This window comes from Streptococcus sp. 10824 (genome assembly GCF_013276595.1).
In the GTDB taxonomy this organism is placed as follows: Bacteria; Bacillota; Bacilli; order Lactobacillales; family Streptococcaceae; genus Streptococcus; species Streptococcus pseudopneumoniae.
This window is the reverse complement of record NZ_VMLH01000050.1, coordinates 1-23745: the sequence shown is the minus strand read 5'-3', so window position 1 is coordinate 23745 and position 23745 is coordinate 1. Positions and strand designations below refer to the sequence as shown.

General features: G+C 35.0%; 22 protein-coding genes and 3 tRNA genes. 17 read left to right on the top strand and 8 right to left on the bottom strand.

Going from position 1 to position 23745, the window contains the following annotated elements; all coding sequences use genetic code 11:
* Window positions 1–28 precede the first annotated feature (28 nt).
* Window positions 29–2671 (bottom strand): YhgE/Pip domain-containing protein, encoded by a 2643-nt coding sequence (locus HT701_RS04775; RefSeq protein WP_172931268.1) that lies wholly within the window; start codon window positions 2669–2671, stop codon window positions 29–31.
* A 127-nt stretch (window positions 2672–2798) separates the two neighbouring features.
* On the opposite strand from HT701_RS04775, the gene HT701_RS04770 reads away from it, so the two are divergent.
* Complete coding sequence (locus HT701_RS04770; RefSeq protein WP_023940611.1) at window positions 2799–3341, top strand: TetR-like C-terminal domain-containing protein; 543 nt, start codon at window positions 2799–2801, stop codon at window positions 3339–3341.
* A gap of 40 nt (window positions 3342–3381) precedes the next feature.
* On the opposite strand, the gene HT701_RS04765 is transcribed toward HT701_RS04770, so the two are convergent.
* The 7 genes from HT701_RS04765 to rlmH form a co-directional block, all read right to left on the bottom strand.
* Window positions 3382–3455 (bottom strand) — tRNA-Asn (locus HT701_RS04765).
* A gap of 5 nt (window positions 3456–3460) precedes the next feature.
* A tRNA-Glu gene (locus HT701_RS04760) sits at window positions 3461–3532 on the bottom strand.
* A gap of 51 nt (window positions 3533–3583) precedes the next feature.
* Entirely contained in the window at window positions 3584–4336 is a 753-nt protein-coding gene (comE, locus tag HT701_RS04755; RefSeq protein ID WP_000866062.1) for a competence system response regulator transcription factor ComE, read from the bottom strand.
* Window positions 4333–5658, bottom strand: coding sequence for a competence system sensor histidine kinase ComD (comD, locus tag HT701_RS04750; RefSeq protein WP_172931267.1), 1326 nt, complete (start codon window positions 5656–5658; stop codon window positions 4333–4335). Before comD ends, comE begins: the two co-directional genes overlap by 4 nt.
* 20 nt (window positions 5659–5678) lie before the next feature.
* Window positions 5679–5804: a competence-stimulating peptide ComC gene (gene comC, locus HT701_RS04745; protein WP_000799687.1), complete on the bottom strand. Its 126-nt coding sequence runs from the start codon at window positions 5802–5804 to the stop codon at window positions 5679–5681.
* 164 nt (window positions 5805–5968) lie between these two features.
* A tRNA-Arg gene (locus HT701_RS04740) sits at window positions 5969–6042 on the bottom strand.
* A gap of 40 nt (window positions 6043–6082) precedes the next feature.
* Window positions 6083–6562, bottom strand: coding sequence for a 23S rRNA (pseudouridine(1915)-N(3))-methyltransferase RlmH (gene rlmH, locus HT701_RS04735; protein ID WP_000695932.1), 480 nt, complete (start codon window positions 6560–6562; stop codon window positions 6083–6085).
* A gap of 182 nt (window positions 6563–6744) precedes the next feature.
* Between rlmH and HT701_RS04730 the strand changes: the two genes are divergently transcribed.
* The 16 genes from HT701_RS04730 to HT701_RS04660 all read left to right on the top strand — a co-directional run bounded on the left by HT701_RS04730 (window position 6745) and on the right by HT701_RS04660 (window position 23689).
* A complete protein-coding gene (locus HT701_RS04730) occupies window positions 6745–7926 on the top strand; it encodes a S1C family serine protease (RefSeq protein WP_000681604.1) in 1182 nt (393 codons plus the stop codon).
* Window positions 7927–7983: 57 nt separating this feature from the next.
* Entirely contained in the window at window positions 7984–8742 is a 759-nt protein-coding gene (locus HT701_RS04725) for a ParB/RepB/Spo0J family partition protein (RefSeq protein WP_000410378.1), read from the top strand.
* A 212-nt stretch (window positions 8743–8954) separates the two neighbouring features.
* The gene (gene dnaA / locus HT701_RS04720; protein WP_023936251.1) at window positions 8955–10316 is read left to right on the top strand and encodes a chromosomal replication initiator protein DnaA; all 1362 of its coding nucleotides are present in this window, start codon (window positions 8955–8957) and stop codon (window positions 10314–10316) included.
* Window positions 10317–10474: 158 nt separating this feature from the next.
* Window positions 10475–11611, top strand: a complete 1137-nt coding sequence (gene dnaN, locus HT701_RS04715) for a DNA polymerase III subunit beta (protein WP_172931266.1) — start codon at window positions 10475–10477, stop codon at window positions 11609–11611.
* Window positions 11612–11675: 64 nt separating this feature from the next.
* Entirely contained in the window at window positions 11676–11870 is a 195-nt protein-coding gene (locus HT701_RS04710; RefSeq protein WP_000285185.1) for a DUF951 family protein, read from the top strand.
* Window positions 11871–11954: 84 nt separating this feature from the next.
* Window positions 11955–13070, top strand: coding sequence for a redox-regulated ATPase YchF (ychF, locus tag HT701_RS04705; protein WP_061759648.1), 1116 nt, complete (start codon window positions 11955–11957; stop codon window positions 13068–13070).
* Between the two features lie 72 nt (window positions 13071–13142).
* Window positions 13143–13712 (top strand): aminoacyl-tRNA hydrolase, encoded by a 570-nt coding sequence (gene pth / locus HT701_RS04700; RefSeq protein WP_061759649.1) that lies wholly within the window; start codon window positions 13143–13145, stop codon window positions 13710–13712.
* Window positions 13713–17222 (top strand): transcription-repair coupling factor, encoded by a 3510-nt coding sequence (mfd, locus tag HT701_RS04695; RefSeq protein ID WP_172931265.1) that lies wholly within the window; start codon window positions 13713–13715, stop codon window positions 17220–17222.
* Between the two features lie 57 nt (window positions 17223–17279).
* On the top strand, window positions 17280–17546 hold the full coding sequence (locus tag HT701_RS04690) for an RNA-binding S4 domain-containing protein (protein WP_033679437.1): 267 nt from the start codon (window positions 17280–17282) through the stop codon (window positions 17544–17546).
* Window positions 17539–17907: a septum formation initiator family protein gene (locus HT701_RS04685; protein WP_172931264.1), complete on the top strand. Its 369-nt coding sequence runs from the start codon at window positions 17539–17541 to the stop codon at window positions 17905–17907. Before HT701_RS04690 ends, HT701_RS04685 begins: the two co-directional genes overlap by 8 nt.
* A 4-nt stretch (window positions 17908–17911) precedes the next feature.
* Window positions 17912–18034, top strand: coding sequence for an SP_0009 family protein (locus HT701_RS11750; RefSeq protein WP_000429334.1), 123 nt, complete (start codon window positions 17912–17914; stop codon window positions 18032–18034).
* Window positions 18027–19295 (top strand): serine hydrolase, encoded by a 1269-nt coding sequence (locus HT701_RS04680; protein ID WP_138700408.1) that lies wholly within the window; start codon window positions 18027–18029, stop codon window positions 19293–19295. Before HT701_RS11750 ends, HT701_RS04680 begins: the two co-directional genes overlap by 8 nt.
* Window positions 19292–20569 (top strand): tRNA lysidine(34) synthetase TilS, encoded by a 1278-nt coding sequence (gene tilS / locus HT701_RS04675; RefSeq protein ID WP_054388171.1) that lies wholly within the window; start codon window positions 19292–19294, stop codon window positions 20567–20569. Before HT701_RS04680 ends, tilS begins: the two co-directional genes overlap by 4 nt.
* 4 nt (window positions 20570–20573) lie before the next feature.
* On the top strand, window positions 20574–21116 hold the full coding sequence (hpt, locus tag HT701_RS04670; RefSeq protein ID WP_000892175.1) for a hypoxanthine phosphoribosyltransferase: 543 nt from the start codon (window positions 20574–20576) through the stop codon (window positions 21114–21116).
* 15 nt (window positions 21117–21131) lie between these two features.
* Window positions 21132–23090 carry an ATP-dependent zinc metalloprotease FtsH gene (ftsH, locus tag HT701_RS04665; RefSeq protein ID WP_000744568.1) on the top strand — a complete coding sequence of 653 codons (1959 nt, stop codon included), beginning with the start codon at window positions 21132–21134 and terminating at the stop codon, window positions 23088–23090.
* Window positions 23091–23209: 119 nt separating this feature from the next.
* Window positions 23210–23689 carry a sigma-70 family RNA polymerase sigma factor gene (locus HT701_RS04660; RefSeq protein WP_000588858.1) on the top strand — a complete coding sequence of 160 codons (480 nt, stop codon included), beginning with the start codon at window positions 23210–23212 and terminating at the stop codon, window positions 23687–23689.
* Window positions 23690–23745 lie beyond the last annotated feature (56 nt).

The following is a 23745-nucleotide window of genomic DNA, read 5'->3' as shown; positions in this document are numbered from 1 at the left end:
AAAATCGACCAGTTGCTTGGTCGATTTTTTAATCTTCCTCCATTTTCTTAGGTTGATAGGCTAGCATACCTAAACCAGTAAATAGAGCTAGTATCACTACAAGTAAGATGACTTGATGATGAATATTTCCTGTCATAGAGATTGTTTGTCGTAATCCCGAAACTGAATAACTCATTGGTAACCAAGGATTAATGGCTCTAAAGAAATCATTTGTCAAGGCAAGTGGATAAGTACCTGCACTTGATGCTAACTGTAATAAAAGCAAAATAAGAGAAAAGAAAGCTCCTATACGGCTATTCCATGTTGTTAAAGCGGTCACTATGGACATGAATACTAAACTTGTTAGGATAATGAGAATAAATGTTCTCATCTCATGATTAGCCGTTAGACCAATAAGATGAACTCCTCCATATACCAAAATTCCTGCCAAAACAGCTATAATACCATTTATTTCAGCTCGAGATTTCAACCAAGCCCAACGGCTCTCTGGATGACGTCCTGAAGGCAGCTTCACAAAGATCATATTCGTTGATATTGCTGCAACAAAGAGAGCAACTGATATCATATAAGGAGCCATTGCAATTCCATTTACAGGAACTTGGTCATTGTCAGTTTTGGAAAGATTGAGTGGATTTGACAAAATCTCTGCATTTTTAGATTCCGTTGATGCTGACTTGAGTTGATCACTAGCATTACCTAATCCTTGGCTCAAAGAAGCAACTCCTGTCTGTAAACCTTCCAATCCAGAAGTTAACTTTGTTCCACCTTCTGCTAGCTTCCCAGCTCCATCTGCCAATTTATTAGCTCCACTTTCTAATTGAGAAGCACCTGAAATTAACTGACTGGATTTGTCAGCTAATTGGTTCGAGCCTGACTGCAATTTATCAACTCCTGCTATCAATTCTTGACTCTTTTGATTCAATTGGTTGGAGCCAGTTGATAATTTTTCAATACCAGACACTAATTCTGGAGTTTTTTCAACTAATTGACCAACTCCTGCTGTCAAGCTAGAAGATTTTTGTGTCAAGGTGTTTGAGCCTGAAACTAGTTGATCCAAACTACCTGTCAAGGTGGCATTTTTTTCACTTAGTTGACTTGCACCTTGAGAAACTTTATCAACACCTGTAGTATATACATTTACCCCTGATGCAATCGACTGACTAACAGGAACTAATTTGCTCGTAACAGCTCCTTGTATCTCTGTTAATCCACTTGACAATCCTGTCAAAGAAGTAGAAGCAAGCGGTAATACTTGATTAGCTTGATTTTTTAAAATCGAAAGATTAGAAGATTGATTTTGTAATTTTTCTAAACTTCCCTGTAAACCTTGTACTAAAGCTACAATTGACTGAGCCGATTGAATACTATCAGTCGAATTTTGAGATACAGAAGCACTTATTTCAGCTTGTTGCTCACTTGTCAATGATTGATAAGCTGCTGTCGATTGAATATTGGCTAATGTAGTTGCTTTTTCAGACTGAGCACTTACTAACATTTGATTAGAAAGAGATGCTATACTTGATAAAACAGAATCTAATTGTTTTGTATCTTCAACATCAATATTTTGAATAACTTGATTTAACTGATTCAAACCAGAAGATAATTGATTAATTTGATCTTTTTTCCCATACGAAGCATCTAACTTACTAGAAAGTTGTTGAATCCCTTCACTTAATTGCTCCATACCCATTCGAAGTGTAGCTGATTGATTAGATAACTGACTAGCACCTGTTGCAAGATTTCCCACTCCGTTTGTATAGGCACTAACACCAGATGAAAATTGATTAAGACCAGCATTAAGCTGAGAAACACCGCCAGTATAGGATTCTACACCAGTATATAACTGATTGATTCCTCTTACTAATTCAGGACTTTTAGAAGATAATTGACCTAATCCGCTATCTAATTGACTCACTGCACCAGTATATGTAACTAAACCACTATTAAAATTCCCTAAGCCAAGATGAAGTTGTTCGACACCAGAAACATAAGCAGATAATCCTTTAGTAAACTGCTCCGTTCCATTTGAAAAGGTTAAACTTGAAGTGGCTAAAGAGTGTAGGTTAGTAGTTAATGTTTGACTTCCTGTCACTAACTGATTCGCTCCATCAGTTAATTTTTCACTACCAGAAGCTGCTTGACTCATGCCATCCTTTAAATCAATCATTTTGTTAAATAAAGCTTTAGTATAGGTCTCGGTTACATTGGTAGAAACACTCTGCTTTAATTGTGTCATAGCAGAATCACTCATCTTGCTGGCAATAAAGCTATGACCACTTGAAGTCTGATAATCGATTTGCATTTGCTCTGGATGATCCGTTAAAATAGAAGCTGCTTTTTCAGATAAATCACTGGGTAAAGTCACTACCATATAGTAATCGCTATCTTCCAATCCCTTCTTTCCTTCATCTTCATCCACGAAATGAAAATCCAAGGCTTTATTTTCTTTTAAATTGGACACCATGTCTTTTCCTATTGCCATAGTATTACCATTATAGGAAGCCTCTTTATCATTATTGACAACTGCCACAGGTAAGTCAGACAATTGCCCATATGGATCCCACATTGAGGACAAAAATATGATATTGTACAGAGCTGGAATAAGAGAAATCCCTATCATGACAATAATAAAGGTTGGTTTTTTAAAAATTACTTTCCATTCTTTAAACATAGTTTCTCCTTTTTTAAACATATTGTCTAAAATTTTGATATAATAGATTATACATTAAAAAATCTAAATTACAAGATAAAAAATCCATTTTTAGACAGATAGTCTAATTTGTTTACAAGGAGGAAATATGCAAGAAAGTAACAAACGCTTAAAAACAAAGCGAACTATTGAAAATGCTATGGTACAATTACTGATGGAACAACCATTTGATCAAATTTCTACTGTCAAGTTAGCAGAAAAAGCCGGAATTAGTCGTTCCAGCTTCTATACTCACTATAAGGATAAATATGATATGATTGAGCACTATCAAAGCAAGCTATTTCATACATTTGAATATATTTTTCAAAAACATGCTCATCACAAAAGAGACGCTATTTTAGAAGTATTTGAATATCTAGAGTCAGAACCGCTTCTGGCTGTCCTTCTTTCTGAAAACGGGACTAAAGAAATCCAAAATTTCTTACGAAATAAACTTCATATCATGCTCAGTACAGATTTACAAAAGCGATTTATGCAACTGAATCTTAATACCACTGAATTAGAATATAGTAGCATCTATCTAACTCACGCACTTTTTGGTGTCTGTCAAACTTGGATTGCACATGGAAAAAAAGAAAGTCCTCAAGAAATAACAGACTTCCTTATGAAGATGCTTGGTGATACAAATTGATACAAAAAGAGGAACACAGTTGTGTTCCCTTTTATCTATACTCCGCCAGTAGGACTCGAACCTACGACATCATGATTAACAGTCATGCGCTACTACCAACTGAGCTATGGCGGATAAAATAGTCCGTACGGGATTCGAACCCGTGTTACCGCCGTGAAAAGGCGGTGTCTTAACCCCTTGACCAACGGACCTTCTATCTGTAGCAGATATAACCATTATATCAATTTCTTACTAATTGTCAATCACTTTTGAGATTTTTTCTCTAAAATATCTTTTAATTTTCTAATTTTTAATCTTGAAATAGGACAACGATGGTCTTCATAGAAAACAATTTCTAAGTTTTTTCGATCAATCTCTCTGATATTGCCTATATTTACCAAAAATGACTTATGAGGAGAATAAAATCGCTGAGTATGTTTGTCCTTTTCCTGAATATCTGTCATTGTTCCATAGAACTCTTTTGCAAAATTCTTACCAATAATGCGCAATTTATGAGATACTCCTGTCGTTTCAATATACAGAATGTCATGGTAAGGGATTTTTAAATCATTTCCCTTATAATTGTAGTCAAAATAATCTACAACATCTTCATTTTCAAGTAACATACTCTTCGTGTAGAAGATATTTTGCTCAATTCTCTTCTTAAACAACTCATCATTGATATCCTTATCAACGAAATCTAGGGCTGATACCTGGTATTTATAGGTCAAAGTCGCAAACTCTGATCGACTAGTGATAAAGACGATAATAGCGTAAGGATTGTAATGACGAATGAGCTGAGCCACTTCAAATCCTTTTTTCTCAATTCCATGAATATCGATATCTAGGAAATAAAGCTGATTTACTTCATCATTTTCAATGTATTCTTCAAATTCACGGACTTTTCCTGTTGTCTTGTATGATATTGGAATATTCGACTCTTTCGAAATTTCATCCAATATTCTTTCTAGTCTCACTTGATGTTCAATAACATCTTCTAAAATTAAAACTTTCATTCAAATTCCCTCTTAAATCTAATAATTTGTCTAAATGTACTACCTTCCATCTCTGTTTCCAAAATAATATTGTTGTACTTATCTAGTAGTTCTTTCACATTATTTAGGCCGACTCCGCGATTTCTTCCCTTAGTGGAGAATCCTAATGCAAATAGATCTCCTGAAGGAGTCATCGTCATTTTACATGAATTCTGAATCACAATAACTGTTTCAGTTTCCATCTTAATAACTGCTACTTCCATCTGCTTTTTATAACTATCAGCCGATCCTTCGACAGCATTGTTCAATAAAACGCTCATGATACGAACTAAATCCAACAGATCTATTGGTAATCTAGTAATTATATCTTTTACTTCCAGTGTAAACTCTACACCATTATTTCGAGCATAGACAATGGACTGTGCAACCAAACTTCGTAAAGCTGAATCTTCTATGTTGTTCAAATCAAAGTAAGTATACTTATCTGAACGCAGTTTGTGATTTGCTTTGACCAAAACTTCATTGTAAACTCTGTCAATTTCCTGTAAATCACCACTGTCAATTGCCATCTGCATACTGACAAGCATCCCAGCATAATCATGTCGAAAACCACGAATTTCATTATATAGACCGACAATTTCATCTGTATAATTCTGTAAATGTTTCTGTTCAAATTTCTTCTGCTTCAAAGCAATCTCTTTTTCTATTTGTTCTTTATGCGAATTCATTGCAAAGAAGGTCAAAAGGAGAGAGATAAAGACAATAGATGATAAAATACTTCCAAAACTATTCAAATGTTTAACCGTACTTACCATATCTGAAACGAAAGATGCAGTATGGAGTAGTAGTAAAGCAAAAAATACTTTTTTCAAGAAGGGATAAAGGTAGTCCTTATCAAAATAGTTTAGTTCCAAATGGAAATAATGAATGATTGTTACGATAACGACATAAGTCAACACCGTTACAACGAAAAAGAATGGGGCATGATATTGTGAAACAAAATTGTCTCCTGTTATAGAAGAGAAAGTTACGGACAGAAAGTTATGAGTGCTCTCATATAAAAGAGATAGTAGTAAACTTAGGAATAGTCCTCTATCCCTCTCATACTGTTTAATCCATCGAAAATAGGAATATAGGCCCAAAGGAAATAAAAATCTTTCAATCACTATTTCATCTAAATATAGAAGATAAAAGGAAAGTTCAAGTACTGCTTCTACTAGTAATGTATAGAGACCAAAAAAATATAGTTCCTTTGATTTTATTTGACCTTTACAAATTAAACGGTAACTGTGACTAATAATTAAAAAATGACCAATAACTGTCCCAAATCCAAATAAATTCATTACTCTTTCCCCTTATTTTATTACTTTTTTCTTGGGAAAATAAAATCACGGAGGATTTTTGGAAGTCTCATTTCCCCACCTTTAATCTTTTGCAAGTCTTTTTCCTTCAAGGCTACAAACTGTTCCAATTTAACTGTGTTTTTCATAATAAAATCTCCTAAAATGTTTTTTCTTGTAAGCTAACTTACAAAAACCATTATACAAAATGGAATTTCGTTTTAGATAAAATTCTCTCAACTGTCATTTTTTTCTCCCAAAGTGTACTTTTTTAAGAAAAAAGCCGGGAAAATTCCCAGCTTTGCTATTATATTGATCCCAGCAGGATTCGAACCTGCGACCGTTCGCTTAGAAGGCGAATGCTCTATCCAGCTGAGCTATGAGACCTAACACAATTATTCTACCAAAAATTCAATTAAAAGTCAATTTATTTATGATAGGGTGATCCCTGCTGAATCGTAAAAGCGCGATAGATTTGTTCAACAAGAACTAGTCTCATTAACTGATGGGGCAAGGTTAGGCGACCAAAACTGACAGAAAGATTGGCTCTATTTTTTACAGCTGATGACAATCCTAAACTTCCCCCAATAATAAAGGTAAGAGTAGAAAATCCTTTTATAGAAGCTTCTTCTAACTGCTTACTAAATTCTTCTGAAGAGAACATTTTCCCTTCAATAGCTAATGCAATAACAAAATCACGGTCAGCAACTTTTGATAAAATTCTCTGACCTTCTATTTCTAAAATCTTTTGATTTTCTGATTCACTGGCCTTATCTGGTGTTTTTTCATCTGATAACTCAATCATTTCAAACTTAGCAAATCTAGAAATTCGTTTTGAATACTCTGCGATACCATCTTTTAAATACTTTTCTTTCAGTTTCCCAACTGTTACAACTTTAATTTTCATGACTCTATTCTAACATATTCTCTATTTTTTCACATCTTATTCACAAAATAAAAAATAGATTTCAATTAAGAAAATCACAGCTTCAAAAGAGTTATCCACAGTTTGTGTAAAACTTTTGTGTTTAAGTTATAATTAAGCTAGTCAGTTTATACTTTCAGTAATTCAAACATATGGAGGCAAATATGAAACATCTAAAAACATTTTACAAAAAATGGTTTCAATTATTAGTCGTTATCGTCATTAGCTTTTTTAGTGGAGCCTTGGGTAGTTTTTCAATAACTCAACTAACTCAAAAAAGTAGTGTAAACAACTCTAACAACAATAGTACTATTACACAAACTGCCTATAAGAACGAAAATTCAACAACACAGGCTGTTAATAAAGTAAAAGATGCCGTTGTATCCGTTATTACTTATTCAGCAAATAGACAAAATAGCGTATTTGGCAATGATGAGACTGATACAGATTCTCAGCAAATCTCTAGTGAGGGATCTGGCGTTATTTATAAAAAGAATGATAAAGAAGCTTACATCGTCACCAACAATCACGTTATAAATGGCGCTAGCAAAGTAGATATTCGATTATCAGATGGGACTAAAGTACCTGGAGAAATTGTCGGAGCGGATACTTTCTCTGATATTGCTGTCGTCAAAATCTCTTCAGAAAAAGTGACAACAGTAGCTGAGTTTGGTGATTCTAGCAAGTTAACCGTAGGAGAAACTGCTATTGCCATTGGTAGTCCGTTAGGTTCTGAATATGCAAATACTGTCACTCAAGGTATCGTATCTAGTCTTAATCGAAATGTATCTTTAAAATCTGAAGATGGACAAGCCATTTCTACAAAAGCCATCCAAACTGATACTGCTATTAATCCAGGTAACTCTGGTGGCCCACTGATCAATATCCAAGGACAGGTTATCGGAATTACCTCAAGTAAAATTGCCACAAATGGAGGAACATCTGTAGAAGGTCTTGGTTTTGCAATCCCTGCAAATGATGCTATCAATATTATTGAACAGTTAGAAAAAAACGGAAAAGTGACGCGTCCAGCTTTGGGAATCCAGATGGTTAATTTATCTAATGTGAGTACAAGCGACATCAGAAGACTCAATATTCCAAGTAATGTTACATCTGGTGTAGTTGTTCGTTCGATACAAAGTAATATGCCTGCCAATGGTCACCTTGAAAAATACGATGTAATTACAAAAGTAGATGACAAAGAGATTGCTTCATCAACAGACTTACAAAGTGCTCTTTACAATCATTCTATCGGAGACACCATTAAGATCACTTACTATCGCAACGGTAAAGAAGAAACTACATCTATTAAACTTGACAAGAGTTCAGGTGATTTAGAATCTTAATTGACATCTATGTAAAGAAAGCTTTACATAAGAGAAAAGATGTGTTAGTGTAGAATCATGGAAAAATTTGAAATGATTTCTATCACAGATATACAAAAAAATCCCTATCAACCCCGAAAAGAATTTGATAGAGAAAAACTAGATGAACTAGCACAGTCTATCAAAGAAAATGGGGTCATTCAACCGATTATTGTTCGTCAATCTCCTGTTATTGGTTATGAAATCCTTGCAGGAGAGAGACGCTATCGGGCTTCACTTTTAGCTGGTCTACGGTCTATCCCAGCTGTTGTTAAACAGATTTCAGACCAAGAGATGATGGTTCAGTCCATTATTGAAAATTTACAGAGAGAAAATTTAAACCCAATAGAAGAAGCACGCGCCTATGAATCTCTCGTAGAGAAAGGATTCACCCATGCTGAAATTGCAGATAAAATGGGCAAGTCTCGTCCATATATCAGCAACTCCATTCGTTTACTTTCCTTGCCAGAACAGATTCTCTCAGAAGTAGAAAATGGCAAACTATCACAAGCCCATGCGCGTTCCCTAGTTGGGTTAAATAAGGAACAACAAGACTATTTCTTTCAACGGATTATAGAAGAAGATATTTCTGTAAGGAAGTTAGAAGCTCTTCTGACAGAGAAAAAACAAAAGAAACAGCAAAAAACGAATCATTTCATACAAAATGAAGAAAAACAGTTAAGAAAACTACTCGGATTAGATGTAGAAATTAAACTATCTAAAAAAGACAGTGGAAAAATCATTATTTCTTTTTCAAATCAAGAAGAATATAGTAGAATTATCAACAGCCTGAAATAAGGCTGTTCTTTTATTTTTTTATCTCACAAGGTTATCCACTATGTTTTTCGATAAAAAGCTTAATAAATCAATAATTTCTTCTTTTATCCCCAACCTGTGGATAAAGTTTGGTAACATTGTGGATTATTTTTCACAGCTTGTGGAAAATTCTTGCTATCTATGGTAAAATATCTCTAGTATTAAACTTTTAAATAGTAAAGGAGGAGAAAAGATTGAAAGAAAAACAATTTTGGAATCGTATATTAGAATTTGCACAAGAAAGACTGACTCGATCCATGTATGATTTCTATGCTATTCAAGCTGAACTCATCAAGGTAGAGGAAAATGTTGCCACTATATTTCTACCTCGCTCTGAAATGGAAATGGTCTGGGAAAAACAACTAAAAGATATTATTGTAGTAGCTGGTTTTGAAATTTATGACGCTGAAATAACTCCCCACTATATTTTCACCAAACCTCAAGATACGACTAGCTCACAAGTTGAAGAAGCTACAAATTTAACTCTTTATGACTATAGTCCAAAGTTAGTATCTATTCCTTATTCAGATACGGGATTAAAAGAAAAGTATACCTTTGATAACTTTATTCAAGGGGATGGAAATGTTTGGGCTGTATCAGCCGCTTTAGCTGTCTCTGAAGATTTGGCTCTGACCTATAACCCTCTTTTTATCTATGGAGGACCAGGCCTTGGTAAGACTCACTTATTAAACGCTATTGGAAATGAAATTCTAAAAAATATTCCAAATGCACGTGTCAAATACATACCTGCTGAAAGCTTTATTAATGACTTTCTTGATCACCTAAGACTTGGGGAAATGGAAAAATTTAAAAAAACCTATCGTAGTCTTGATCTTTTGTTAATCGATGATATCCAGTCACTCAGCGGAAAAAAAGTCGCAACTCAGGAAGAATTTTTCAATACCTTTAACGCCCTTCATGACAAGCAAAAACAGATTGTCCTAACCAGTGATCGTAGTCCAAAACATTTAGAAGGGCTCGAGGAGAGGCTTGTCACGCGCTTTAGTTGGGGATTGACACAAACTATCACACCCCCTGACTTTGAAACACGCATTGCCATTTTACAAAGTAAAACGGAACATTTAGGCTACAATTTCCAAAGTGATACTCTAGAATACCTAGCTGGGCAATTTGATTCAAATGTTCGAGATCTTGAGGGAGCCATAAACGACATCACTTTAATTGCCAGAGTAAAAAATATCAAGGATATCACTATTGATATTGCTGCAGAAGCTATTAGAGCTCGAAAACAAGATGTTAGCCAAATGCTCGTCATCCCAATTGACAAAATCCAAAATGAAGTTGGTAACTTCTATGGAGTTAGTGTCAAAGAAATGAAGGGAAGCAGACGCCTTCAAAACATTGTGTTAGCCCGTCAAGTAGCCATGTATTTATCTAGAGAACTAACAGATAATAGTCTTCCAAAAATTGGGAAGGAATTTGGTGGAAAAGATCATACAACAGTTATTCATGCCCATGCTAAAATTAAATCTTTGATTGATGAAGACGATAATTTACGCTTAGAAATTGAATCAATCAAAAAGAAAATCAAATAAGTTGTGGATAACTTTTACTTTATTATCTTTTTTATCCACATTTTTTAAACAAGCCAAAAAACTTGATATGACTTGTTTAAAGTCTGTTTTCCACAGATTTCACAGACTCTATTATTACTATTATCCTTCTAATACTAAAAATAAATAAAGGAGAATCCATGATTCATTTTTCAATTAATAAAAATTTATTTCTACAAGCCTTAAATACAACTAAAAGAGCTATTAGTTCTAAAAATGCCATTCCTATTTTATCAACTGTCAAAATTGACGTGACCAATGAAGGTGTTACTTTAATTGGTTCAAATGGTCAAATTTCAATTGAAAATTTTATTTCTCAAAAAAATGAAGATGCTGGTCTATTAATTACTTCTTTAGGTTCGATCCTTCTTGAAGCTTCTTTCTTTATCAATGTGGTATCTAGCCTACCTGATGTAACTCTTGATTTTAAAGAAATTGAACAAAATCAAATTGTTTTAACCAGCGGCAAATCAGAAATTACCTTAAAAGGAAAAGATAGTGAACAGTATCCACGAATCCAAGAAATTTCAGCAAGCACTCCTTTGGTTCTTGAAACAAAATTGCTCAAGAAAATTATCAATGAAACAGCTTTTGCTGCAAGTACACAAGAAAGTCGTCCAATTTTAACAGGTGTTCATTTTGTATTGAGTCAGCATAAGGAGCTAAAAACAGTGGCAACAGACTCTCATCGTCTAAGCCAGAAAAAATTAATGCTTGAGAAAAATAGTGATGATTTTGATGTCGTGATTCCTAGCCGTTCTCTACGCGAATTTTCAGTGGTATTTACAGATGATATCGAAACTGTAGAGATTTTCTTTGCCAATAACCAAATCCTCTTTAGAAGCGAAAATATTAGCTTCTATACTCGTCTCCTAGAAGGAAACTATCCTGATACAGATCGCTTGATTCCAACAGACTTTAACACTACTATTACTTTTGATGTGGTAAACTTACGCCAGTCAATGGAGCGTGCTCGTCTTTTATCAAGTGCGACTCAAAATGGTACTGTGAAACTTGAAATTAAAGGTGGTATTGTTAGCGCCCATGTTCACTCTCCAGAAGTTGGTAAAGTAAACGAAGAAATCGATACTGATCAGGTTACTGGTGAAGATTTGACCATTAGTTTCAACCCAACTTACTTAATTGATTCTCTTAAAGCTTTAAATAGCGAAAAGGTTACCATTAGCTTTATCTCAGCTGTTCGTCCATTTACTCTTGTGCCAGCAGATACTGAAGAGGACTTTATGCAACTTATCACCCCAGTTCGTACAAATTAAGTTAAAGAGGTTGAGCCTAGCTCGCCTCTTTTATGATATAATCAAAAAAGAAAAGGAGAGTAGTATGTATCAAGTTGGAAATTTTGTTGAGATGAAAAAGCCACATGCTTGTACAATCAAGTCAACTGGTAAAAAAGCCAATCGTTGGGAAATTACACGTGTAGGGGCAGATATCAAAATTAAATGTAGCAATTGTGACCATGTTATCATGATGGGGCGCTATGATTTTGATCGAAAAATGAATAAAATTATTGACTGAGACCCCTTAGTTAGAGGGTTAGCAAGTTTTCCCTTTTTGTGTTATAATATTAGGGATTGAAATGAAAACGGAGAATGAGAAAATATGGCTTTAACAGCAGGTATCGTTGGTTTGCCAAATGTTGGTAAATCAACACTATTTAATGCAATTACAAAAGCAGGAGCAGAGGCAGCAAACTACCCATTTGCGACGATTGATCCAAACGTTGGAATGGTTGAGGTTCCTGATGAACGCCTCCAAAAATTGACGGAAATGATTACTCCTAAAAAGACAGTTCCAACAACATTTGAATTTACAGATATCGCAGGAATTGTAAAAGGAGCTTCAAAAGGAGAAGGGCTAGGGAATAAATTCTTGGCCAACATCCGTGAAGTAGATGCGATTGTTCACGTAGTTCGTGCTTTTGATGATGAAAATGTCATGCGTGAGCAAGGGCGTGAAGATGCCTTTGTGGATCCACTTGCAGATATTGACACAATTAACCTAGAATTGATTCTTGCTGACTTAGAATCAGTCAATAAACGTTATGCGCGTGTAGAAAAGATGGCCCGTACACAAAAAGATAAAGAATCTGTAGCAGAATTCAATGTTCTTCAAAAGATTAAACCAGTCCTTGAAGATGGAAAATCAGCTCGCACCATCGAGTTTACAGATGAAGAACAAAAAGTTGTCAAAGGTCTCTTCCTGTTGACAACTAAACCAGTGCTCTATGTTGCCAATGTGGACGAGGACGTGGTTGGAGACTCAGAATCTATCGATTATGTAAAGCAAATTCGTGAATTTGCAGCAACAGAAAATGCAGAGGTAGTGGTGATTTCTGCGCGTGCTGAGGAAGAAATTTCTGAGTTAGACGATGAAGATAAAAAAGAGTTCCTTGAAGCCATTGGTTTGACAGAATCAGGTGTAGATAAGTTGACGCGTGCAGCTTACCATTTACTTGGACTTGGAACTTACTTCACAGCTGGTGAAAAAGAGGTTCGTGCTTGGACCTTTAAACGTGGCATGAAAGCTCCTCAAGCTGCTGGTATCATCCATTCAGATTTTGAAAAAGGATTTATTCGTGCAGTTACCATGTCTTATGACGATTTGGTGAAATATGGATCTGAAAAGGCTGTAAAAGAAGCTGGACGCTTGCGTGAAGAAGGAAAAGAATATATCGTTCAAGATGGCGATATTATGGAATTCCGCTTTAATGTCTAAAAAAATTAATGAATAGTGTCAATTAGGTTGGAAAAAAATTCCAACCCTTTTGGCTTTTGAAAGGAAAAATAAATGACCAAATTACTTGTAGGATTAGGAAATCCAGGGGATAAATATTTTGAAACAAAACACAATGTTGGATTTATGTTGATTGACCAACTAGCGAAGAAACAGAATGTCACTTTTACACATGATAAGATATTTCAAGCTGACCTAGCTTCATTTTTCCTTAATGGTGAAAAAATCTATTTGGTGAAACCCACTACTTTTATGAATGAAAGTGGAAAAGCGGTTCATGCTTTATTGACTTATTATGGTTTGGATATTGAAGATTTACTCATCATTTACGATGATCTTGACATGGAAGTTGGAAAGATTCGTTTAAGAGCAAAGGGATCCGCAGGTGGTCATAATGGTATCAAGTCTATTATTCAACATATCGGAACTCAGACCTTTAATCGTGTTAAGATTGGAATTGGAAGACCTAAAAATGGTATGTCAGTTGTTCACCATGTTTTGAGTACCTTTGACAAGGATGATTATATTGGTATTTTACAGTCTATTGACAAGGTTGACGATGCTGTAAATTATTATTTACAAGAGAAAAACTTTGAAAAAATGATGCAGAGGTGTAACGGATAAATGGTGACCTTATTAGATTTATTCTCAGAAAATGATCAGGTCAAAAAATGGCATCAAAGTTTAACAGATAAGAAAAGACAACTAATACTTGGTTTATCAACGTCTACTAAGGCTCTTGCAATTGCAAGTAGCTTGGAAAAAGAAGGTAAGGTTGTATTATTGACGTCAACTTATGGAGAAGCAGAAGGACTGGTTAGTGATCTTATCTCTATCTTGGGTGAGGAACTTGTTTATCCATTTTTGGTAGATGACTCCCCTATGGTCGAGTTTTTGATGTCTTCACAAGAAAAAATCATTTCACGGGTTGAAGCCTTGCGTTTTTTGACTGATTCATCTAAGAAAGGGATTTTGGTTTGTAATATTGCAGCAAGTCGATTGATTTTACCGTCTCCAAATGTGTTCAAAGATAGTATTGTAAAAATATCAGTTGGTGAAGAATGTGACCAACACGCGCTTATCCATCAGTTAAAGGAAATTGGCTATCGAAAAGTTACACAAGTACAAACTCAAGGTGAATTTAGTCTGCGAGGAGATATTTTAGATATTTTTGAAATATCCCAGTTAGAACCTTGCCGAATTGAGTTTTTTGGTGATGAAATTGATGGTATTAGATCATTTGAAGTAGAAACACAATTATCGAAAGAAAATCAGACAGAACTCACCATCTTTCCAGCTAGTGATATGCTTTTGAGAGAAAAGGATTATCAACGAGGTCAGTCAGCTTTAGAAAAACAAATTTCGAAGACCTTATCACCTATTTTAAAATCATACTTAGAAGAAATTCTTTCAAGTTTTCACCAAAAACAAGTACATTCAGATTCACGGAAATTTTTATCTTTATGCTATGATAAGACATGGACTGTATTTGACTATATTGAAAAAGATACTCCAATATTCTTTGATGATTACCAAAAATTAATGAATCAGTATGAAGTCTTTGAAAGAGAATTAGCGCAATACTTTACAGAAGAATTACAGAACAGTAAAGCATTTTCTGAGATGCAGTATTTTGCTGATATAGAGCAAATCTATAAAAAACAGAGTCCGCTTACCTTTTTCTCTAATCTGCAAAAGGGGTTAGGAAATCTCAAGTTTGATCAAATTTATCAATTTAATCAATATCCTATGCAGGAGTTTTTCAATCAATTTTCTTTTCTAAAAGAAGAAATTGAACGATACAAAAAAATGGATTACACTATCATCCTTCAGTCTAGCAATTCAATGGGAAGTAAAACATTGGAGGATATGTTAGAGGAATATCAGATTAAATTGGATTCCAGAAATAAGTCAAGCATTTGTAAAGGATCTGTAAACTTAATCGAGGGTAATCTCAGACATGGTTTTCATTTTGTAGATGAAAAGGTTTTGTTGATAACTGAACATGAGATTTTTCAAAAGAAATTGAAACGTCGTTTTCGAAGACAACATGTTTCAAACGCAGAGCGATTAAAAGATTATAATGAACTTGAAAAAGGGGACTACGTTGTTCACCACATTCATGGAATTGGTCAATACCTAGGAATTGAAACCATTGAAATCAAAGGGATTCACCGTGATTATGTTAGTGTTCAATACCAAAACGGGGATCAAATCTCTATCCCAGTGGAACAGATTCATCTACTTTCCAAATACGTTTCAAGTGACGGTAAAGCACCTAAACTCAATAAATTAAATGATGGTCATTTCAAAAAAGCAAAGCAAAAAGTTAAGAACCAGGTAGAGGATATAGCTGACGATTTAATTAAACTTTATTCTGAACGTAGTCAGTTGAAAGGTTATGCTTTTTCAGCTGATGATGAAGATCAACATGCTTTTGATGATGCCTTCCCTTATGTTGAAACGGATGATCAACTTCGTAGTGTTGAGGAAATCAAGAGAGATATGCAGGCTTCTCAGCCAATGGATCGACTTTTAGTTGGGGATGTTGGTTTTGGAAAGACTGAAGTTGCTATGCGTGCAGCCTTTAAGGCAGTCAATGATCGCAAACAAGTTGTCGTCCTAGTTCCGACGACGGTTTTAGCGCAACAGCACTATACGAATTTTAAGGAACGATTCCAAAATTTTGCAGTTAATATTGATGTGTTGAGTCGCTTTAGAAGTAAAAAAGAGCAGACTGAAACACTTGAAAAATTGAAAAACGGTCAAGTTGATATTTTGATTGGAACACATCGTGTTTTGTCAAAAGATGTTGTGTTTTCAGATTTGGGCTTGATGATTATTGATGAGGAACAGCGATTTGGTGTCAAGCATAAGGAAACCTTGAAAGAACTAAAAAAACAAGTAGATGTCCTGACCTTAACAGCAACGCCAATTCCTCGTACCCTTCATATGTCTATGCTGGGAATCAGAGATTTGTCTGTTATTGAAACTCCGCCGACTAATCGCTATCCTGTTCAGACCTATGTTTTGGAAAAGAATGATAGTGTCATTCGTGATGCGGTCTTGCGTGAAATGGAGCGTGGAGGTCAAGTTTACTATATTTACAACAAAGTTGACACGATTGACCAAAAGGTTTCAGAATTACAGGATTTAATTCCAGAAGCTTCGATTGGTTATGTTCATGGGCAAATGAGTGAGATTCAGTTAGAAAATACTCTACTGGATTTCATTGAAGGTCAGTATGATATTTTGGTGACGACTACCATTATTGAGACAGGAGTGGACATTCCAAATGCCAATACCTTGTTTATTGAAAATGCAGACCATATGGGCTTGTCAACCTTGTATCAGTTAAGAGGAAGAGTTGGTCGTAGTAATCGTATTGCTTATGCTTATCTCATGTATCGTCCAGAAAAATCAATCAGTGAAGTCTCTGAGAAGAGATTAGAAGCGATCAAAGGATTTACAGAATTGGGCTCCGGATTTAAGATTGCGATGCGAGATCTTTCGATTCGTGGAGCAGGAAATCTTTTAGGAAAATCACAGTCTGGTTTCATTGATTCTGTTGGTTTTGAATTGTATTCGCAGTTACTAGAGGAAGCTATTGCTAAACGAAACGGTAATGCTAACACCAACACAAGAATCAAAGGGAATGCTGAGTTGATTTTGCAAATTGATGCCTATCTTCCTGATACTTATATTTCTGATCAACGACATAAGATTGAAATTTACAAGAAAATTCGTCAAATTGACAACCGTGTCAATTATGAAGAGTTACAAGAGGAGTTGATAGACCGTTTTGGAGAGTACCCAGATGTAGTTGCTTATCTTTTAGAGATTGGTTTGGTCAAATCATACTTGGACAAGATCTTTATTCAACGTGTGGAAAGAAAAGATAATAAAATTACAATTCAATTTGAAAAAGTCACTCAGCGATTGTTTTTGGCTCAAGATTATTTTAAAGCTTTATCCGCAACGAACTTAAAAGTAGCTATCACTGAGAATAAGGGATTAATGGAGCTTGTATTTGATGTCCAAAATAAGAAAGATTATGAAATTTTAGAAGGTCTGCTGATTTTTGGAGAAAGTTTATTAGAGATAAAAGAGTCTAAGGAAGAAAATTCCATTTGATATTTTCCTTCTATAAAATAGATAAAAATGGTACAATAATAAGTTGAGGTAATAAGGATGAGATTAGACAAATATTTAAAAGTATCGCGAATTATCAAGCGTCGTACAGTCGCAAAGGAAGTAGCAGATAAAGGTAGAATCAAGGTGAATGGAATCTTGGCCAAAAGTTCAACGGACTTGAAAATTAATGACCAAGTTGAAATTCGTTTTGGAAATAAATTGTTACTTGTAAAAGTACTAGAGATGAAAGATAGTACAAAAAAAGAAGATGCAGCAGGCATGTATGAAATTATCAGTGAAACAAGGGTAGAAGAAAATGTCTAAGAATATTGTACAATTAAACAATTCTTTTATCCAAAATGAATACCAACGTCGTCGCTACCTGATGAAAGAACGACAAAAACGGAATCGTTTTATGGGGTGGGTTCTTATTTTGATGATTTTATTGTTCATTTTACCAACTTATAATCTTGCTCAAAGTTATCAGCAATTACTCCAAAGACGTCAACAGTTATCAGACTTGCAAACTCAGTATCAAACCTTGAGTGAGGAAAAGGAGAAAGAGACAGCTTTTGCCACAAAGTTGAAAGATGAAGAGTACGCTGCTAAATACATGCGTGCAAAATATTATTATTCTAAGAATCGGGAAGCTGTTTATACGATTCCTGACTTGCTCCCAAGGTGATAAAATGGAAAATTTACTAGACGTAATAGAGCAATTTTTGAGTTTATCAGATGAAAAGCTGGAAGAGTTGGCTGATAAAAATCAATTATTGCGTTTACAAGAAGAAAAGGAAAGGAAGAATGCGTAAATTCTTAATTATTTTGTTGCTACCAAGTTTTTTGACCATTTCAAAAGTTGTTAGCACAGAAAAAGAAGTCGTCTATACTTCGAAAGAAATTTATTACCTTTCACAATCTGACTTTGGTATTTATTTTAGAGAAAAATTAAGTTCTCCTATGGTTTATGGAGAGGTTCCTGTTTATGCGAATGAAGATTTAGTAGTGGAATCTGGAAAATTAACTCCCAAAACAAGTTTTCAAATAACCGAGTGGCGTTTAAATAAACAAGGAATTCCGGTATTTAAGCTATCCAACCATCAATTTATTGCTGCAGACAAACGATTTTTATATGATCAGTCAGAGGTGACTCCAACAATAAAACAAGTATGGTTAGAATCTGACTTTAAACTGTATAATAGCCCTTATGATTTAAAAGAAGTGAAATCATCCTCATCAGCTTATTCGCAAGTATCAATCGATAAGACCATGTTTGTAGAAGGAAAAGAATTTCTACATATTGATCAGGCTGGATGGGTAGATAAGGAATCAACTTCTGAAGAAGATAATCGGATGAGTAAAGTTCAAGAAATGTTATCTGAAAAATATCAGAAGAATTCATTCTCTATTTATGTTAAGCAACTGACTAATGGAAAAGAAGCTGGTATCAATCAAGATGAAAAGATGTATGCAGCTAGTATTTTGAAACTCCCTTATCTCTATTATGCGCAAGAAAAAATAAATGAGGGTCTTTATCAGTTAGATACGACTGTAAAATACGTATCAGCAGTCAATGATTTTCCAGGTTCTTATAAACCAGAAGGAAGTGGTAGTCTTCCTAAAAAAGAGGATAATAAAGAGTATTCTCTCAAGGACTTAATCACAAAAGTATCTAAAGAATCTGATAATGTAGCTCATAATCTATTGGGTTATTACATTTCAAACCAATCTGATGCCACATTCAAATCCAAGATGTCTGCCATTATGGGAGATGATTGGGATCTAAAAGAAAAATTGATTTCTTCCAAGATGGCCGGGAAGGTCATGGAAGCTATTTATAACCAAAATGGATTTGTGCTAGAGTCTTTGACTAAAACAGATTTTGATAATCAGCGAATTGCCAAAGGTGTTTCTGTGAAGGTAGCTCATAAAATTGGGGATGCGGACGAATTTAAGCATGATACGGGTGTTGTCTACGCAGATTCTCCATTTATTCTTTCTATTTTCACTAAGAATTCTGATTATGATACGATTTCTCAGATAGCCAAGGATGTTTATGAGGTTCTAAAATGAGAGAACAAGATTTTTTAAATCATTTTCTCAAGAGAGGATATTTTAAAAAGCATACTAAGGTGGTGCTAGCTCTTTCTGGTGGATTAGATTCTATGTTTCTATTTAAGGTATTGTTTACTTATCAAAAAGAGTTAGAGATTGAATTGATTCTGGCTCATGTGAATCATAAGCAGAGAATTGAATCAGATTGGGAAGAACAGGAATTAAGGAAGTTGGCTGCTGAATCTGGACTTCCTATTTATGTCAGCAATTTTTCAGGAGAATTTTCAGAAGCGCGTGCACGAAATTTTCGCTATGATTTTTTTCAAGAGGTCATGAAAAAGACAGGTGCGACAGCCTTAGTCACTGCCCACCATGCGGATGACCAGGTGGAAACGATTTTGATGCGCTTGATTCGAGGTACTCGCTTGCGCTATCTATCAGGAATTAAGGAGAAGCAAGTAGTCGGAGAGATAGAAATCATTCGTCCCTTCTTGCATTTTCAGAAAAAAGACTTTCCATCAATTTTTCACTTTGAAGATACATCAAATCAGGAGAATCATTATTTTCGAAATCGTATTCGAAACTCTTACTTACCAGAATTGGAAAAAGAAAATCCTCGATTTAGGGATGCAATCTTAGGCATTGGCAATGAAATTTTAGATTATGATTTGGCAATAGCTGAATTATCTAACAATATTAATGTGGAAGATTTACAGCAGTTATTTTCTTACTCTGAGTCTACACAAAGAGTTTTACTTCAAACTTATCTGAATCGTTTTCCAGATTTGAATCTTACAAAAGCTCAGTTTGCTGAAGTTCAGCAGATTTTAAAATCTAAAAGCCAGTATCGTCATCCGATTAAAAATGGCTATGAATTGATAAAAGAGTACCAACAGTTTCAGATTTGTAAAATCAGTCCGCAGGCTGATGAAAAGGAAGATGAACTTGTGTTACACTATCAAAATCAGGTAGCTTATCAAGGATATTTATTTTCTTTTGGACTTCCATTAGAAGGTGAATCAATTCAACAAATACCTGTTTCACGTGAAACATCCATACACATTCGTCATCGAAAAACAGGAGATGTTTTGATTCAAAATGGGCATAGAAAAAAACTCAGACGTTTATTTATTGATTTGAAAATCCCTATGGAAAAGCGAAAATCTGCTCTGATTATTGAGCAATTTGGTGAAATTGTCTCAATTTTGGGAATTGCGACCAGTAATTTGAGTAAAAACACGAAAAATGATATAATGAACACTGTACTTTATATAGAAAAAATAGATAGGTAAAAAAATGTTAGAAAACGATATTAAAAAAATTCTCGTTTCACACGATGAAATTACAGAAGCTGCTAAAAAATTAGGTGCTCAACTCACTAAAGACTATGCAGGAAAAAATCCAATCTTAGTCGGGATTTTAAAAGGATCTATTCCTTTTATGGCTGAATTGGTTAAACATATTGATACACATATTGAAATGGACTTCATGATGGTTTCTAGCTACCATGGTGGAACAGCAAGTAGTGGTGTTATCAATATTAAACAAGATGTGACTCAAGATATCAAAGGAAGACATGTTCTATTTGTAGAAGATATCATTGATACAGGTCAAACTTTGAAGAATTTGCGAGATATGTTTATTGCAAGAGAAGCAGCTTCTGTTAAGATTGCAACCTTGTTGGATAAACCAGAAGGACGTGTTGTAGAAATTGAGGCAGACTATACCTGCTTTACTATCCCAAATGAGTTTGTAGTAGGTTATGGTTTAGACTACAAAGAAAATTATCGTAATCTTCCTTATGTTGGAGTATTGAAAGAAGAAGTGTATTCAAATTAGAAAGAATAATTTTTAATGAAAAAACAAAATAATGGTTTAATTAAAAATCCATTTCTATGGTTATTACTTATTTTTTTCCTAGTTACAGCTTACCAGTATTTTAGTACAGGTAGTGTTGCAGGGAAAAGTGAGCAAATTAATTATACAGAATTGGTAAAAGAAATTACCGATGACAATGTAAAAGAATTAACCTACCAACCAAATGGCAGTGTTATCGAAGTTTCGGGTGTTTATAAAAATCCTAAAACAAGTAGAGAAGAAACAGGCATTCAGTTTTTCACGCCATCTGTTACTAAGGTAGAGAAATTTACCAGCACTATTCTTCCTGCAGATACTACCGTATCAGAATTGCAAAAACTTGCTACTGACCATAAAGCAGAAGTAACTGTTAAGCATGAAAGTTCAAGTGGTATGTGGATTAATCTACTCGTATCCATTGTGCCATTTGGAATTCTATTCTTCTTCCTATTCTCTATGATGGGAAATATGGGAGGAGGAAATGGCCGTAATCCAATGAGTTTTGGACGTAGTAAGGCTAAAGCTGCAAATAAAGAAGATATTAAAGTAAGATTTTCAGATGTTGCTGGAGCTGAGGAAGAAAAACAAGAACTAGTTGAAGTTGTTGAATTCTTAAAAGATCCAAAACGATTTACAAAACTTGGGGCTCGTATTCCAGCAGGTGTCCTTCTGGAGGGACCTCCGGGAACAGGTAAAACTTTGCTTGCTAAAGCAGTCGCCGGAGAAGCAGGTGTTCCATTCTTGAGTATCTCAGGTTCTGATTTTGTAGAAATGTTTGTCGGAGTTGGAGCTAGTCGTGTTCGTTCTCTTTTTGAAGATGCCAAAAAAGCAGCGCCAGCTATCATCTTTATCGATGAAATTGATGCTGTTGGTCGCCAACGTGGTGTCGGCCTCGGTGGAGGAAATGATGAACGTGAGCAAACCTTGAACCAACTCTTGATTGAGATGGATGGTTTTGAGGGAAATGAAGGGATTATCGTCATTGCTGCGACAAACCGTTCAGATGTACTAGACCCTGCCCTTTTACGTCCAGGACGTTTTGATAGAAAAGTATTGGTTGGTCGCCCTGATGTTAAAGGTCGTGAAGCAATCTTGAAAGTTCATGCTAAGAACAAGCCTTTAGCAGAAGATGTTGATTTGAAATTAGTGGCTCAACAAACTCCAGGCTTTGTTGGTGCTGATTTAGAGAATGTCTTGAATGAAGCAGCCTTGGTTGCTGCTCGTCGCAATAAATCGATAATTGATGCTTCAGATATTGATGAAGCAGAAGATAGAGTGATTGCTGGACCTTCTAAGAAAGATAAGACAGTTTCACAAAAAGAACGTGAATTGGTTGCCTACCATGAGGCAGGACATACCATTGTTGGCCTAGTCTTATCGAATGCCCGCGTTGTTCATAAGGTTACAATTGTACCAAGAGGCCGTGCAGGCGGATACATGATTGCACTTCCTAAAGAAGATCAAATGCTTCTATCTAAAGAAGATATGAAAGAGCAATTGGCTGGCTTAATGGGTGGACGTGTAGCTGAAGAAATTATCTTTAATGTCCAAACTACAGGAGCTTCAAACGACTTTGAACAGGCGACACAAATGGCGCGTGCAATGGTTACAGAGTACGGTATGAGTGAAAAACTTGGCCCAGTACAATATGAAGGAAATCATGCTATGTTTGGTGCACAGAGTCCTCAAAAATCAATTTCAGAACAAACAGCTTATGAAATTGACGAAGAGGTTCGTTTATTATTGAATGAAGCACGAAATAAAGCTGCTGAAATTATTCAGTCAAATCGTGAAACTCACAAGTTGATTGCAGAAGCACTATTGAAATACGAAACATTGGATAGTACACAAATTAAATCTCTCTATGAAACAGGAAAGATGCCTGAAGCAGTAGAAGAGGAATCTCATGCATTATCTTATGATGAAGTAAAGTCAAAAATGAATGATGAAAAATAACCCAAAGAGAGGCAAGACCTCTCTTTTTTGTGCAGTTGAGGAGCTAAAGGGTGCAGAATGGATGAAATGTACCAAAAGTGTTTCTAATCTGTTAGACTGTATCTAGAAAGGGGAAAATTATGATTAAAGAATTGTATGAAGAAGTCCAAGGGACTGTGTATAAGTGTAGAAATGAATATTACCTTCATTTATGGGAATTGTCGGATTGGGACCAAGAGGGAATGATATGTCTATATGAATTGATTAGTAAAGAAGAAGGATTAGTAGAAGATATCTCTCGTTTAAGGAAATATTTTAAGACTAAGTTTCGGAATCGAATTCTAGACTATATCCGTAAACAAGAAAGCTACAAACGAAGATATAATAAAGAACCATATGAAGAAGTAGGTGAGATTAGTCATCGTATAAGCGAGGGAGGTCTGTGGATAGATGACTATTATCTCTTTTATGAAACACTAAGAGATTATAGAAACAAACAAAGTAAAGAGAAACAAGAAGAGCTAGAACGCATTTTAAGAAATGAACGATTCCGAGGGCGTCAAAGAGTGTTAAGAGACTTACGTATTGTGTTTAAAGAGTTTGACATCCGTAGCCGGTAAGAAGCAATGCAAAAAAATGAAAAAAATAGGAAAAGGTGTGTCAATCGAAAGTGATG

Bases quoted from the DNA above. Each gene is read 5' to 3' on its own strand.
- pth (WP_061759649.1), top strand. From the start codon at position 13,143: ATGACCAAATTACTTGTAGGATTAGGAAATCCAGGGGATAAATATTTT.
- HT701_RS04660 (WP_000588858.1), top strand. From the start codon at position 23,210: ATGATTAAAGAATTGTATGAAGAAGTCCAAGGGACTGTGTATAAGTGT.
- ychF (WP_061759648.1), top strand. From the start codon at position 11,955: ATGGCTTTAACAGCAGGTATCGTTGGTTTGCCAAATGTTGGTAAATCA.
- HT701_RS11750 (WP_000429334.1), top strand. From the start codon at position 17,912: ATGGAAAATTTACTAGACGTAATAGAGCAATTTTTGAGTTTATCAGAT.
- comC (WP_000799687.1), bottom strand. From the start codon at position 5,804: ATGAAAAACACAGTTAAATTGGAACAGTTTGTAGCCTTGAAGGAAAAA.
- HT701_RS04775 (WP_172931268.1), bottom strand. From the start codon at position 2,671: ATGTTTAAAGAATGGAAAGTAATTTTTAAAAAACCAACCTTTATTATT.
- mfd (WP_172931265.1), top strand. From the start codon at position 13,713: ATGGTGACCTTATTAGATTTATTCTCAGAAAATGATCAGGTCAAAAAA.
- HT701_RS04685 (WP_172931264.1), top strand. From the start codon at position 17,539: ATGTCTAAGAATATTGTACAATTAAACAATTCTTTTATCCAAAATGAA.
- dnaN (WP_172931266.1), top strand. From the start codon at position 10,475: ATGATTCATTTTTCAATTAATAAAAATTTATTTCTACAAGCCTTAAAT.
- HT701_RS04710 (WP_000285185.1), top strand. From the start codon at position 11,676: ATGTATCAAGTTGGAAATTTTGTTGAGATGAAAAAGCCACATGCTTGT.
- HT701_RS04680 (WP_138700408.1), top strand. From the start codon at position 18,027: ATGCGTAAATTCTTAATTATTTTGTTGCTACCAAGTTTTTTGACCATT.
- HT701_RS04690 (WP_033679437.1), top strand. From the start codon at position 17,280: ATGAGATTAGACAAATATTTAAAAGTATCGCGAATTATCAAGCGTCGT.
- comD (WP_172931267.1), bottom strand. From the start codon at position 5,658: ATGAATTTATTTGGATTTGGGACAGTTATTGGTCATTTTTTAATTATT.
- HT701_RS04770 (WP_023940611.1), top strand. From the start codon at position 2,799: ATGCAAGAAAGTAACAAACGCTTAAAAACAAAGCGAACTATTGAAAAT.
- hpt (WP_000892175.1), top strand. From the start codon at position 20,574: ATGTTAGAAAACGATATTAAAAAAATTCTCGTTTCACACGATGAAATT.
- HT701_RS04725 (WP_000410378.1), top strand. From the start codon at position 7,984: ATGGAAAAATTTGAAATGATTTCTATCACAGATATACAAAAAAATCCC.
- rlmH (WP_000695932.1), bottom strand. From the start codon at position 6,562: ATGAAAATTAAAGTTGTAACAGTTGGGAAACTGAAAGAAAAGTATTTA.
- HT701_RS04730 (WP_000681604.1), top strand. From the start codon at position 6,745: ATGAAACATCTAAAAACATTTTACAAAAAATGGTTTCAATTATTAGTC.
- ftsH (WP_000744568.1), top strand. From the start codon at position 21,132: ATGAAAAAACAAAATAATGGTTTAATTAAAAATCCATTTCTATGGTTA.
- comE (WP_000866062.1), bottom strand. From the start codon at position 4,336: ATGAAAGTTTTAATTTTAGAAGATGTTATTGAACATCAAGTGAGACTA.
- tilS (WP_054388171.1), top strand. From the start codon at position 19,292: ATGAGAGAACAAGATTTTTTAAATCATTTTCTCAAGAGAGGATATTTT.